The 13955-nt window shown below is 62.4% G+C and carries 11 protein-coding genes; 7 read left to right on the plus strand and 4 right to left on the minus strand.

Annotated features, from left to right (window positions below):
* Nucleotides 1-61: 61 nt before the first annotated feature.
* Both HX855_RS06205 and HX855_RS06210 read right to left on the minus strand, forming a co-directional pair.
* Nucleotides 62-664, minus strand: coding sequence for a glutathione S-transferase family protein (locus HX855_RS06205; RefSeq protein ID WP_177089164.1), 603 nt, complete (start codon nt 662-664; stop codon nt 62-64).
* Nucleotides 665-675: 11 nt separating this feature from the next.
* Nucleotides 676-1842, minus strand: coding sequence for a PLP-dependent aminotransferase family protein (locus HX855_RS06210; protein ID WP_177089165.1), 1167 nt, complete (start codon nt 1840-1842; stop codon nt 676-678).
* Nucleotides 1843-1924: 82 nt separating this feature from the next.
* Here HX855_RS06210 and HX855_RS06215 point away from each other — a divergent pair, with 82 nt between their 5' ends.
* The 3 genes from HX855_RS06215 to HX855_RS06225 all read left to right on the plus strand — a co-directional run bounded on the left by HX855_RS06215 (nt 1925) and on the right by HX855_RS06225 (nt 4586).
* The gene (locus HX855_RS06215; RefSeq protein ID WP_177075541.1) at nt 1925-2359 is read left to right on the plus strand and encodes a MarR family winged helix-turn-helix transcriptional regulator; all 435 of its coding nucleotides are present in this window, start codon (nt 1925-1927) and stop codon (nt 2357-2359) included.
* A 190-nt stretch (nt 2360-2549) separates the two neighbouring features.
* Complete coding sequence (locus tag HX855_RS06220; RefSeq protein WP_177089166.1) at nt 2550-3896, plus strand: NCS2 family permease; 1347 nt, start codon at nt 2550-2552, stop codon at nt 3894-3896.
* A gap of 63 nt (nt 3897-3959) precedes the next feature.
* Nucleotides 3960-4586, plus strand: coding sequence for a LysE family translocator (locus HX855_RS06225; RefSeq protein ID WP_177089167.1), 627 nt, complete (start codon nt 3960-3962; stop codon nt 4584-4586).
* Here HX855_RS06225 and HX855_RS06230 read toward each other — a convergent pair.
* Nucleotides 4583-9781: a dermonecrotic toxin domain-containing protein gene (locus tag HX855_RS06230; RefSeq protein ID WP_177089168.1), complete on the minus strand. Its 5199-nt coding sequence runs from the start codon at nt 9779-9781 to the stop codon at nt 4583-4585. The two genes, HX855_RS06225 and HX855_RS06230, sit on opposite strands and share 4 nt — an antisense overlap.
* 156 nt (nt 9782-9937) lie before the next feature.
* Nucleotides 9938-10291, minus strand: a complete 354-nt coding sequence (uraH, locus tag HX855_RS06235) for a hydroxyisourate hydrolase (protein ID WP_010176091.1) — start codon at nt 10289-10291, stop codon at nt 9938-9940.
* 460 nt (nt 10292-10751) lie between these two features.
* Here uraH and puuE point away from each other — a divergent pair, with 460 nt between their 5' ends.
* The 4 genes from puuE to HX855_RS06255 all read left to right on the plus strand — a co-directional run bounded on the left by puuE (nt 10752) and on the right by HX855_RS06255 (nt 13913).
* The gene (gene puuE / locus HX855_RS06240) at nt 10752-11678 is read left to right on the plus strand and encodes an allantoinase PuuE (RefSeq protein ID WP_008432189.1); all 927 of its coding nucleotides are present in this window, start codon (nt 10752-10754) and stop codon (nt 11676-11678) included.
* A complete protein-coding gene (gene uraD, locus HX855_RS06245) occupies nt 11675-12190 on the plus strand; it encodes a 2-oxo-4-hydroxy-4-carboxy-5-ureidoimidazoline decarboxylase (RefSeq protein WP_177089169.1) in 516 nt (171 codons plus the stop codon). Before puuE ends, uraD begins: the two co-directional genes overlap by 4 nt.
* A gap of 81 nt (nt 12191-12271) precedes the next feature.
* Nucleotides 12272-13267 carry an allantoicase gene (gene alc, locus HX855_RS06250; RefSeq protein WP_010176096.1) on the plus strand — a complete coding sequence of 332 codons (996 nt, stop codon included), beginning with the start codon at nt 12272-12274 and terminating at the stop codon, nt 13265-13267.
* Between the two features lie 142 nt (nt 13268-13409).
* The gene (locus tag HX855_RS06255) at nt 13410-13913 is read left to right on the plus strand and encodes an ureidoglycolate lyase (RefSeq protein ID WP_010176097.1); all 504 of its coding nucleotides are present in this window, start codon (nt 13410-13412) and stop codon (nt 13911-13913) included.
* Nucleotides 13914-13955: the final 42 nt, after the last annotated feature.

Here is a 13955-nt window from a genome sequence, read left to right on the forward strand (position 1 = left end):
ACAAAAAATCTGACAGTCCCCTTTCGCGAGCAAGCCCGCTCCCACATTTTTGAGCGCATTGTCAGCCCAGCATTGCCACATGCTTTGGATGACTGGCCACACGCTTCAACCACGCCTGCACGCCCGGATAGGCGCCCAGGTCAAAACCCCCTTCATCCGCCACATGGGTATAGGCGTACAACGCCACATCGGCAATCGAGAACTGGTCGCCCACCAGGTACGGCGTCAACTGCAACTGACGCTCCATCACCTTCAGGGCTTTGTAACCGCCCTTGTGCAGCTTCTTGTACTCCTCCAGGCGGTCTTCCGGCAGCCCCAGGTAAAACTGGATAAACCGCGCTACCGCAATATACGGCTCATGGCTGTACTGCTCGAAAAACTGCCACTGCAGCACTTGGGTGCGCAGGCGCGGTTCGGTCGGCAGGAATTCGCTGCCATCGGCCAGGAAGTTGAGGATTGCATTGGATTCCCACAGGCACGTGCCGTCTTCGAGCTCCAGCACCGGGATCTTGCCGTTGGGGTTCTTGGCCAGGAACTCGGCGGTCTGGGTGTCGCCGTTCAGGATGTCGACATCGATCCACTCATAGTCGATGCCCAGCAGGCTGAGCATGAGTTTGACCTTGTAGCAGTTGCCCGATTTGTAATCGCCGTAGACCTTGTACATAGAGGCTCCCCTTATGCCGCTTGCGCGTGCTGTGCTTGACGGACCACCGCAGCGAGACGCTTGAGACCTTCGTCCAAACGCGCCGGGTCGATATGGCTGAAATTGAGCCGCAAGTGACCGTGATGGTTATCCGGCTCGGAAAAGAACGGTTCACCGGGCATGAACGCGATGTCCTGGTCGAGCGCAGGTGCCAACAAGGTGCGGGTGTCGAGCGGTTGTTTCAAGGTCAGCCAGAAGAATAATCCGCCCTGGGGTATTTGCCAGTCGGCCAGCTCGCTGAAATGCCGCTCCAGTGCAGCCTGGAACGCATCGCGGCGCTCACGGTAGAAGCTGCGCAGTTCCACCAGGTGGCGCTGGTATTTCTCGGTGCCGATCCATTGCATGGCCTGCCACTGGCCAACGCGGTTGGTGTGCAGGTCGGCCGACTGTTTGAGCTTGAGCAGGTGCGGGAACAGGTCGGGGCTGGCGATCAGGTAACCGACACGCAGGCCGGGCAACAAGGTTTTGGACACGGTGCCGGTGTAGATCCAGCTGGCCTTTTTCAGCCGGCTGACGATGGGTTGCGCGCTGCCGCCGTCGAAGGTCAGTTCGCGGTAGGGTTCGTCTTCGATCAGCGTCACGCCGAACTCGTCCAGCAGTGCGGCCACGGCCTCGCGCTTGGCATCGCTGTAGCGCACTGCCGAGGGGTTCTGGAACGTCGGGATCAGGTAGACGAACGACGGCCGATGCTGCTCAAGGCTGTTGCGCAATGCCTTCAGGTCCGGACCATCCGCTTCAAGCTGAACGGTCAGGCAATCGGCGCCGAACAGTTGGAATATCTGCAACGCCGCGAGGTAAGTCGGGCCTTCCAGCAGGATTTTGCTGCCCTTGTCGATGTACAGCTTGGCCGCCAGATCCAGGGTCTGCTGGGAACCGCTGACCACCATCACCTGGCTGGCCTGGCACGCAATGCCCAACCCCCGCGCCTCGGCCGCCAGCAATTCACGCAACTGCGGCTCGCCTTCGCTCATGCCGTATTGGCCCATGCTCAGCGGCATGCCGTCCCAATTCAGGGTGGGCAGCATCACTTCGGCAGGCAGGCCACCGGCAAAGGACATCACTTGCGGCTTTTGCGCCGCCGCAAGGATTTCACGGATCAAAGAGCTTTTAAGGCGCGAAACACGTTCTGAGAAAGCCATAAGGGTCACCGGTAGCAAAGCCTGAGGAAAATACGTCAAACTGGTTGACCGAAATTACGACGACTTGGGCAGATACGTCAATATGCTTGACCTTAAAAACCAGACCAGCCAGCAAACCGCCATGGAAGCCTTCTTCTTCGGCTACCAAGCGTTCACCGCCAAGGCCGACGAAATGCTCGAGCGCCGAGGCCTGAGCCGGGTGCATCAACGCATCGTGTTTTTTATCGCGCGTTACCCGGCCTTGAGCGTCAAGGAGCTGCTGGAGTTGCTCGGGGTGAGCAAGCAGGCGTTGAACATGCCGTTGCGCCAATTGCAGGAGATGCATTTGGTGGACAGCGTGGCCTCGGAGACCGACAAGCGTAAGCGCTTGCTGGAGCTGACCGAGGAAGGCCTGCGTTTTGAACAGTCTCTGCGCCGCGAACAGGTGAAGCTGCTGCAACGGGCGTTTGCCGAGGCCGGCGAGACCGCGGTGGAGGGCTGGCTGGCAGTGAACAAGGCCCTGAGTGGCCAATCCTGAATTGCCTTTCATCCTTTTCGCACACAAAATAGAAAACATTATTTGCTTTATTTGTATACAAAAGCATAATTCGCTTCGTGCGAGTTCCTGACCTATTGGTCAACAAAACCCGCTGGTACCTCAAAGCGCTGCTGCCCACTCATGTGTCCGGCGCTGGAAATAACAATAAAACTCTTGAGGAGTACTTGCTGTGGAAAGCCGCAAATCCGAAGCCCCTACGCTCGACCTCTCGCCAACCCACAACGGTTGGCTGGAACGCCTGTTCAAACTCCGCTTGCATGGCACCACAGTGAAGACCGAGCTGATCGCCGGCCTCACGACCTTCATCACCATGGCCTACATCATTTTCGTCAACCCCAACATCATGGCTGACGCCGGCATCGACCATGGCGCGGCGTTTGTCGCCACCTGCATCGCTGCCGCACTGGGTTGCCTGTTGATGGGCCTGTACGCCAACTGGCCGGTAGGACTGGCGCCAGGCATGGGCCTGAACGCGTTTTTTACCTACACCGTGGTCGGGACCATGGGCTACAACTGGGAAACCGCACTGGGTGCGGTGTTTATCTCCGGTGTGTTGTTCATGATCCTGACGCTCTCACGCATTCGCGAGTGGCTGCTCAACAGCATTCCGGTGAGCCTGCGCCACGCGATGGGCGCGGGTGTGGGACTGTTTCTCGGGGTGATCGGCCTGAAAACCGCCGGCATCATCGTGCAAAGCCCGGCCACCCTGATCAAGCTTGGCTCCCTGCATGAACCCGCCCCGCTGCTGGCGGCCGTCTGCTTCCTGTTGATTGCGATCCTCAGCTACCACCGGGTATTCGGCGCCATCCTGATCAGCATCATCGCCGTGACCCTGGCCGGTTGGGGCCTGGGCCTGGTGGAATACCACGGCATCATGGCCACTCCACCCAGCCTGGCGCCGACCTGGATGGCCATGGACGTGATGGGCGTGTTCAACGTCAGCATGATCAGCGTGGTGTTCGCCTTTCTGTTTGTGCACATGTTCGACACCGCCGGCACCTTGATGGGCGTGGCCCAGCGTGCAGGCCTGGTGAATGCCGACGGCAAGATCGAAAACCTCTCCCGTGCCCTGAAAGCCGACAGTGCTTCCAGCGTGTTCGGCGCAATGGTCGGCGTGCCGCCCGTCACCAGCTACGTGGAAAGCGCCGCCGGCGTGGCCGCCGGGGGCCGTACCGGGTTGACGGCCGTCACCGTGGGCGTGCTGTTTATCGCCGCGATGTTTTTCGCGCCGCTGGCTGGCATGATTCCCGCTTACGCCACCGCCGGCGCATTGATCTATGTGGCGATGCTGATGATGAGTGGCATGGCCCATATCAACTGGGACGACGCCACCGACAGCATTCCGGCGATTGTCACCGCGATCATGATGCCCCTGACGTTTTCGGTCGCCGACGGCATCGCCCTGGGTTTTATCACCTACGTGGCACTGAAGGCCGGTACCGGTAAACACAAGGAAATTTCCATCAGCCTGTGGGTGCTTTGCGCGATCTTTATCGCCAAGTTCGCGTTCCTGTAGGCCAACCCGCTTGACCCTGCCTCACCCCGTCGGGTGGGGCTTTTGTACGAATGGAGGAATGCAATGAGTCTGGAAACCTGGCTGCTGTTCAGCGGCGCCGCGCTGGTGGTGATCCTGATCCCCGGCCCCCTGTCCTTGCTGATGATCAGCAACAGCCTGAACTACGGCCTGCGCCGTTCGTACCCGGCGTTTCTCGGTGGGGTGATTGCTTCAATCTGCCTGTTGAGCGCCTCGGCGCTGGGCCTGGGTGCGTTGTTGCTGGCCTCGGAACAGCTGTTCAGCGCCCTGAAGGTCGTCGGCGCGGTGTACCTGTTCTACCTCGCCTGGCAGAGCTGGCAGCAATCCCGGCAGCCGTCCCAGGGCGCCGACGTACCGCACGTGGCCGCCACCCCGCGTTTTCGCGCGCTGTTCGGCCGGGCCTTTGTGCTGGGCGCCAGCAACCCGAAGGACATCCTGTTTTTCGCCGCCTTCCTGCCGCAGTTTCTCAGCGCCCAGCAGGCCTTTTTGCCGCAATTGCTGATCATGATCGCCACCTGGACCGTGCTCGACCTGCTCTGCAAACTGGCCTACGGCCTCGGCGCCCACGGTGCCGCGCGCTACCTGCGCAGCGGCAAGGGCCAGAGCTGGTTCAACCGGATCAGCGCCGGGCTATTCTCCGGGGCGGGCGCCGCGTCACTGTTAAGCCGCTAGGCATCGCTCATTTTGACAAAAAATACGGTGGTGCGACTCGAACGCCGGCCCCGCTGTATACCGGCGACGATCCGCACCAACCGTCCGTCTTTCAGGGCCTGCAGCACCGCGCTGTGCAGGTGCGGCTCACGCATGATCGATGACCGGGAATTACTGTGCAGCCAGGCGTCGGAGAGTTGCATCATCCCGCCCGACCCCATGGAAACACTCGGGGATTCGGCCCACCGCGTAAGCACGTAATACAGGTTGTTCGACTTGGCATGGGTGCAGACAAAGTTGACCAACCGGGCCGAACTGCCTTTGTGAAGCGGCTGAACCCTGAACCCTTGCCGCTCCAGCACCTGCCTGACAGCGGTTTGCGCCGCCATCGGCCGGGCATGGCTGAGGGACCTCGACGTATTGTTCAGCAGGGAGGGATCAAGGGGCACCGGCAGTTGGAAATCCACGCGCTGCAGGCCCGGCGCCTGCCCGTCATGGCTGATGTTGATACTGATCCGCCCGCCCCTCGGCACCGGCCTGAGCATGCGCAACAAATCATCCGTCTGCCCCGCCGCCGCCGGGGCCGGGGGTAACCAGTCATCCAGTGTCGCGCGGATGTTGAGCAGCCGGGTGGCCGTCATCGAGCGCCCGGCATCCCCCAGTTCCAGCAATCGCTCCGTCACGAAACGATTGCTGGCCTGGGTCAAACCGGGGAACGCCGTCGCCACCGAGGTGGAGAGCGGGCGCCTGAACAACGGTTCCCGCAGTGCCCACGAGCGATCGGCACCAAAGGTTGCCGGGATCGGTTGTTCGCGTATTTCCGGCGTCAACCAGCGCACCAGTTCGTCCCGCCCGACGGGGAGCGGCGGCTCCGGCCCTCTTAGAAAAATCAGGTTGTCGGGCACGGTCGAACCATTGGGTAACAGTTCGTAATAGTGGTCACCCAGCTTCACGGCGTCATAGGCCACCTCACCCTGGACACGATACAACCGGCGGGACGCCGAAATCTCCTGCACGGCATCTTCGTTGAGCTGACGCCCCCACGCCCGCCAATGGCTGGCGGCCAACGGCGGTTGCCGGCCTGCCCGCTCGGCATGGGAGGCGGTGGGGGCCACCCACTCGGTACCGCCGGTGACGGCTTCCCAGGGGCGCCTGATCCCGGAGCTGGTTCCCGCACGCGGCTCGGGCGCATCCGCGCCCAACAACCATTCACGGGGCTGTTCAATGGACAGAAACAACTCGTCCTGTGGGCTGCCATCGGGATGTTTAAGGCGCAAGGTTCGCTCGGTACGACGACGGTGCACCGGATAAACACCGCCGCCCTCGACGATAAACTGCTCACCGGCCTTCACCTGGCTGCCCTGGTTAACCGGCCCGTGCAAGGTCACGGCACCGTCCACCGTCAGGTCTTTACGGTAAACCTCCATCCCCTTCAGCCCCCGGCGAGTGACGGGCAGGCCCAGATGGGCAACCCCGGGTGGCCTGGGCTGGCGCCGAATCTGATTCAGGATCGGCACGATCGACACAGGCCTGACCGGCAGGTGCGGCCTGACCACACCCTTGCCCGGCGGGAACACCGTCAGCGCGATATCGGCAATCAATATCAGGGTGGCAAACCCCGTTGCCAGCCCATCGCGCGCATCACCACTGTGATGAAACCGGCGGGCCGCCAGCAGCACCTCGTACAGGTTCACCCCGACACTCACCCCCGGGATGAACGACAACAGCCCGCGTACCCGCGCCGCCGATTGCTCGCCCAGGCGCAACTCGCGGTAACTCGCCAGTTCCCTGGCCGAGTTGGCGACCGCCCGCACCTCGCGCTCAAGTCCCAGCACCTGGGCATGAGCCAGGATGCGCACCAGGTCGCAACCGGTGGTGCGGGTGACGCCCAGCCATCGTCCGGGGTCGTCCGCCCATTGCTCGCGAAGCTCCTGTTCAATCTCCGGCAACGTCGTCGCCGGTTGCGAACGCCGAGTCCGGAACCACCGCGTCAGCCCACGGATGGCCCACCCGACCAGCCCAAAGGGGCTCGGCAGGATCGACCAACCGCCCTTGAAGGGCTCAAAGCGCCCGTCCATGCGTGAGCCACTGGCCTCCACCGGCACCGGATAACTGGCCAGCGCGGGTTGCTCCCAGCCGGGCGCAATGTGCTGCGCCAGCACCTTGAGGTTGGCGGGCGTGGCCGCCATTTCCAGCAAGGCGCTACGGGCCGCTGCCACGCTGGCGTGCTCGGTGAGCGGCGCAAACCCCTGCACCGCCGGCCAATAAAGCAGGGCCTTGGCCGACGGTTGGTCGTGGATGATCAACACCCCGGCAACGTGCCGAGGTTGCTCCAGGGTCAGCGCCGCCAGGTGCACGCAACACAGTTGCAGGTCATGGCCATTTTTCTTCAAATCTGCCGGGGCCCTGGCCTCAAGCGCGGTCGAAAACACGCTGTGTGCCACCGTACTGAGCCCTTGCTGCGTGGCGCTGAACTGCTCGAGCCGCGCGCGCTGGATCAGCGGGCGCTCCAGCAAGGCCCGGGGCAGCGCCGCCGGCACCTGGGACGACCCCGGGTAGAAACACCGGGTAATCAAGCCCTCGTACTGCCCGGCGAGGTCCAGCTTCGCGATCAACCCGATCAGGCGTTCGGCGGGCAACTGTCGCGCCCACAAGGGCTCAATGTAGCGGCTGTACTGCAGTCGCCAGCGCGTCCAGGGGGCCTCGGGGTCCAGGTTGTGCAACGCCAGTTGAAACAGGCTGTAGGTATGGCGCCCTTCACTGACCACGGTGCGGACCCCGGAATCCCCGGCCGGGCGCTGGGGATGGGACTGCCAATGGGTACTGACGTCGTCGGGCATGTCCAGAAACGGCGTGTCGATATCCAGGGGTTCAGTCAGCCCTTCACGGCTCAAGTGTTCGGTCAACGTGCGACGGGCGAACGCTTCCAGGCCCGGCAGCGCCTGCAACAGTTGCTGCTCAAGTGCAGCGGCACTGGTCAGGTAATGGGTGCGCAAGCGCTGGTAGCGTTTGCGCAACACCCGCGAAGCACCGGGCAGCCACGCAGGCAGCGTCTTGGCCTGGGCAACGCCCAGGCGCAGCACACTGATATTCGCCAGCGCCTGTGCCCGGGCGGCGCTGAGGGGCACCTGCAGGCTGTCGGCCAACTCCCGGGCAAGCAAGGTGCGCGTCAACGCCGGGTCGGTCACCTCGCTGAACGGCCTGCCGCCCTCGGCCACCCAGCGCTCCGTCCGGGCATACCGGTCGATCTGCTCCTTGAAGCTGTCAGACAGTACATTGCCTTCCATCACCTGGTAGTAGACGAGTAGCGGTTCACTGGCGGCCAACGCTCCGACCAGGGTGTACGCCTCGCGCCGCTGGTCGCGCCCGACGCAGTGCCAGAGCGCCGAACCGTCGGGGCTTTTAAAGCTGGCGTCGAGGCTCGTCGAGAGTTCATCCAGCGAGCCAAACGCCTGGAAACCGCCGTCTGTTCCCGGCACATGCAGCACGGCAGGCTGCCGGCGATCGGGGTGGTTGAGCGCCTCAAGGGTGGTGACCACAAACACCCCCAGCAACCGGTAGAGCGGCCGGCCCGAACGGCCGACGCTGACGTGCAGGACACGGGTGCCAGAGGCCGCCCGCCCAGCGGCCAATGGCGTGTTCAGCACCTCCACCAGCAGCGTCAGGTCGGGTTCACTGAGCAAGCCCAGGCGGTATTGCAGGTGGGCGTCCTTGAGCAAGGCCGAGCGCTGGACCTTGAGCCGTTGAACACCGCGGCTGGCGACTGAGCCCGCCGGCTTTTCCAGCCAGAACCCACGCAGGCCCAACCGATGTTCCTGCCCCTCCAGCGAAGCCTGCAGCGCCTGCGCCTGCTCAAGCCACTGTGCCTGGAGCGACTGAAAGGCGCTGTAGGGTGCGTAGTCCTGACTTGAATCGCTCTTGTCCAGCAGCGCCAGCAACCCCTGTTCGTGACGCCGCACCAGGTCCTCGGCGGTGCGCATCGCCAGGCCGGGGTGCAACGCGGCACACACCACCTCCGGTGCCCGGCGCTGGCGGTCCCACTCCAGCAGTTGCTCCAGCGCCACCCGTAACCCCTCGCCGCCCTGCACGAGGCGCCTGCCCCGCTCAACCAGGCGCAGCCGCTGTAACGCGCTCAACGCGCCATTGGCCTGGCCATCAAGCCCGACGCTGGCAGCATGGCGGGCCAACAGGCCGTTCCATTCGTTGTCCCGCTGGGTCTGCACGTACGCCAACGCGCTGTGCCGCAGGGCGTCATCTGTCAGCGGCGGCGCCCGATGCACCGTGAAAGCCAGTGGCGATGCGGGCCGACGGTCCAGGGGCAAACGCGACCAGAGCACCGACCGTTCAGGCCCCAGGAACAAGGCGGGCAACGCGAGCTGCATCTGGGCCAGGCTGGCGAACTCGTGAAAGGGCCGGGCCAGCCCCGGCAGATAAATCACCTGGCGCCTGGCCAGCCCATCGCCCGTGCGATAGAGGTGCAATGCGCCGCCAAGCGGCACATCGCCCCACCTCAACTCGCTGACCTGCAAGCGCTCCCAGGCGCCGCCCGCCTGTGCCCGTGCTTGCGGGGTGGGCGCATCAAGGAGCCCCAGGGCCATGGAAAAACCGTGGTCCGACAAGTCGTACAGTGCGTGGGCGATAAACGCACGCTCGGCAAAAACGCCCTGATACACCTGTACCCAGCGTTCTTCGCGAGACGCCGCACTGGCAAACGCCAACCCTTGCCAATAACCGGACACCGCCGAGCGTATTTTCCCGGGCAAATCCAGGCCATTGACCTTATGCAGCACCTCGCTGGCACTGAAGGGCAACGTGCGTTCGGCGTCACCCTGCACACTGAGCGCGGTGTAGCGATTGAGGTGGATCGCAAACTGCGGATTGTCCAGCAGGCCCAAGGCTCGATCGGTGAGGCTATCGACCACCGGTGGGCCGCCTGGCGTCGACGTCTCGCTGAACAACAGCCTGTCGGGGTCAAGGTCGAAGGCTTCACGCAGTGCCTTGCGCACCAGACGGTGAATGCTCGGTGCCAGCTCCAGCTGCCGGCGCAGTTGCCGGGTCGACTCGCGGCACCGCACTTCGGCAACCTGCAGCGCGTTGATAAACCGGCTGGGTGTGGGGCTGGCGTCCAGGCGCCGGGCCAGCAGGCTGCGCAGCCGCGCCTGGCCGCTCAAGGCGTCGTCGGGGTCAACCGGGGGGGATTGGGGTTCGGTAGTCATGTCGCCATCGGCTCCTGATGAAAAACCGAGGGTAAGCAGGGCCCTGATCCCAAGGGCTTTACATAGTTAGGGCGACCCCCAGGCGAAAAAAAGCCCGCAGTGTGAGCGGGCGAAAAACCAACGAAGAGCTTTGGGGGTGTGAAGCGCGGTGACGACTCAGCTACCGCGATAGGTGGAGTAGCTGTAAGGCGAAATCAGCAGAGGCACATGGTAGTGATCCTGTTCGGCACTGATGCCAAAACGCAGGACGACGACGTCGAGAAACGCAGGTTCGGGCAGTTGCACGCCACGGGCGCGGTAGTAATCGCCGGCGCTGAACTGCAACTGATAGACACCGCTGCGGTAGTCATCGCCTTGCAGCAGGGGTGCATCGCAGCGGCCGTCGTTGTTGGTCAAGGTGCTGGCGACAAGCTCAAGCTGCGTGCCTTCGACACGGTACAACTCCACCTTGATCGCGCTGCCGGGGCAGCCGTGCGCGGCGTCCAATACGTGTGTGGTCAAACGTCCCATAGCGTCTGCGCGCCTCCCGAAGTCAGTAAAGTGAAAGACCGCACCGTTTCAGAGCACTGAAAAAGCCGGCGATGACTGATTAAGACACTTTTCAAAAAAATTGTACACAATAAACTCAACAAAATAGATTTACGGTGCTGAGCCTGATCCTGTAGGAGCGAGCTGGCTCGCGAAAAACGTCAACGATAACGCAGCGCTTCAGAGTGACCGCGGCGCTCTCGGGTTTTTCGCGAGCCAGCTCGCTCCTACAGAGACAAAGTGTTATTTCATTTTAGCTGACCAGTCAGGCAGGTTTCTTGCAATGCTATTCTGCGAAGGCCCTGCGGAAAAAATGCAGAAATACAGGCTTACAAAGTGCGCACCAAGTTGTATACAATCAGTCATCGTCGTGACGCCACCCAGTCTTTTCACTGCCCGGCCGCCACACACACCGCTACCACGAACAAGAAGGAAGACTGCAGTGAGCGCTGACTACCCACGCGACCTGATCGGTTACGGCAGTAACCCTCCTCACCCACACTGGCCAGGCAAGGCTCGTATTGCCCTGTCGTTCGTACTCAACTACGAAGAAGGTGGCGAGCGCAACATCCTGCACGGCGACAAAGAGTCGGAAGCCTTCCTGTCCGAGATGGTCTCGGCGCAGCCGCTGCAAGGCGAGCGCAACATGAGCATGGAGTCGCTGTACGAATACGGCAGCCGTGCCGGCGTGTGGCGCATCCTCAAGCTGTTCAAGGAGTTCGATATCCCGCTGACCATCTTCGCCGTGGCCATGGCCGCTCAGCGCCACCCGGACGTGATCCGCGCGATGGTCGCCGCCGGCCACGAAATCTGCAGCCATGGCTACCGCTGGATCGACTACCAATACATGGACGAGGCCCAGGAACGCGAGCACATGCTCGAAGCGATCCGCATCCTCACCGAACTCACCGGCGAACGCCCGCTGGGCTGGTACACCGGGCGCACCGGCCCCAACACCCGGCGGCTGGTGATGGAGGAAGGCGGCTTCCTCTACGACTGCGACACCTATGACGACGACCTGCCCTACTGGGAACCCAACAACCCCACCGGCAAGCCGCACCTGGTGATCCCCTACACCCTGGACACCAACGACATGCGCTTCACCCAGGTGCAGGGCTTCAACAAGGGCGACGACTTTTTCGAATACCTCAAAGACGCGTTCGACGTGCTGTACGCCGAAGGCGCGGACGCACCGAAAATGCTCTCTATCGGCTTGCACTGCCGCCTGATCGGCCGCCCGGCGCGCCTGGCCGCCCTCAAGCGCTTTATCGAATACGCCAAGGGTCATGATCAGGTGTGGTTCACCCGCCGCGTCGACATCGCCCGTCACTGGCATGACGTACACCCTTTCCAGGGAGCCGCCAAATGACTGCGTTCCAGACCTTGAAACCGTCGACCCTGGGCCGCGACGCATTCGTCGCCGCCTTTGCCGACATCTACGAACATTCGCCATGGGTGGCCGAAAAGGCCTTCGACCTGGGCCAGGACGCGTCGATCGACCAGATCGAAACCCTGCACCAGCGCATGAGCGATATCCTGTTGAGCGCTGATCACGCAAGCCAGCTGGCCCTGATCAACGCTCACCCGGACCTGGCGGGCAAAGCGGCCGTCCAGGGCCAGTTGACCGCAGCCAGCACTGAAGAACAGTCTGGCGCGGGTATTCACCAATGCTCGAGCGACGAGTTTTCGCGCTTCACCGAGCTGAACGATGCCTACAAGGCCAAGTTCAAGTTTCCCTTCATCATGGCGGTAAAAGGCAGCAACCGGCATCAGATCCTCGCCGCGTTTGAAACGCGCATTCACAACTCGGTGGAAGCCGAGTTCAAATGCGCACTGGCCGAGATCAACAAGATCGCGTTGTTCCGATTACTGACTCTTTAAGCAGACCTGGCCCGAGCGATTCATGAACGCCCAGGGCCTCGCGAGCATCCCAAGCCACTTACTTTAAGGCAGACAAGAAGAATGAAAGCTTACGCCGTACCTTTCGAGAAGTTCGTCAACCTGGCCGACGCCCGCCTGGGCACCAAGATCATCTCTGTGACCGATGACTGGTTCGCTGACGCCAACCGCCTGTTCCAGCCGACCCCGGCCGTGTGGAAGGAGGGCGTTTTCGATGACAACGGCAAGTGGATGGACGGCTGGGAGTCGCGCCGCAAGCGCTTCGAAGGCTACGACAGCGCGGTAATCCGCCTGGGCGTACCGGGCTCGATCAAGGGCGTGGACATCGACACTTCATTCTTCACCGGCAACTTCCCGCCCTCGGCGTCCCTGGAAGCCTGCTTCCTGGCGTCCGGCGAGCCGGATGACAACACCCAGTGGGTTGAAGTGCTGTCGGCCGTGGAGCTGCAAGGCAACAGCCATCACTTCCACGAGATCAACAACGACCAGGCCTTCAGCCACCTGCGTTTCAACATTTACCCGGACGGTGGCGTGGCCCGCCTGCGCGTGTACGGCATTCCGTTCCGCGACTGGTCGGCCGTGGGCGACAACGAACAGGTTGACCTGGCTGCGGCCCTGAACGGTGGCCGTGCACTGGCCTGCTCCGATGAACACTTCGGGCGCATGAGCAACATCCTCAACCCGGGCCGTGGCATCAACATGGGCGATGGCTGGGAAACTGCACGTCGTCGTACGCCGGGCAATGACTGGGTGATCGTCGCCTTGGGCCACCCGGGCGAGATCGAGAAAATCGTGGTCGACACCCTGCACTTCAAGGGCAACTACCCGGACACCTGTTCGATCCAGGGCGCCTTCGTGAAGGGCGGCACCGACAGCCAGATCGAAACCCAATCGCTGTTCTGGCGCGAACTGCTGCCGGCGCAGAAGCTGGAAATGCACGCTGAACACACGTTTGCCGAGCAGATCAAGGCGCTGGGCCCGATCACTCACATTCGTCTGAATGTGTTCCCGGATGGTGGTGTGAGCCGCCTGCGGGTTCTCGGTAAGGTCGCCAAATAAGCGGTGAACCCCTGTGGCGAGGAAGCTTGCTCCCGTTGGGTCGCGAAGCGGCCCCAAGAGATGGGACTGCTGCGCAGTCCAACGGGAGCAAGCTCCCTCGCCACAAAAGCAAACAACACAGAATTTGGATAAGAAGACAGCCATGCGCACACTGATGATCGAACCCCTGACCAAAGAAGCCTTCGCCCCTTTCGGAGACGTTATCGAAACCGATGGCAGCGATCACTTCATGATCAACAACGGGTCGACCATGCGCTTTCATAAACTGGCGACGGTGCAAACCGCCACGCCAGAAGACAACGCGATTATCAGCATCTTCCGCGCCGACGCGCAGGACATGCCGCTGACCGTGTGCATGCTGGAACGACACCCGCTGGGCAGCCAGGCTTTCATCCCGCTGCTCGGCAACCCCTTTCTGATCGTGGTCGCGCCCGTTGGCGATGAACCTGTATCGGGCTTGGTCCGCGCCTTCGTTACCAACGGCAGGCAGGGCATTAATTACCATCGCGGCGTCTGGCACCACCCGGTGCTGACGATCGAAAAGCGGGATGACTTCCTGGTGGTTGATCGCAGTGGCACAGGCAATAACTGCGATGAGCATTTTTTCAAAGAGGATGAGCGGTTGATCCTCGCCCCCCACCAATAAGAGAAGGTCTGATCACTCGACGACAGAGTGACAGGCGAGAGG

Origin of the sequence: Pseudomonas sp. IPO3778 (assembly GCF_013386825.1) — a bacterium.
Taxonomy (GTDB): Bacteria; Pseudomonadota; Gammaproteobacteria; order Pseudomonadales; family Pseudomonadaceae; genus Aquipseudomonas.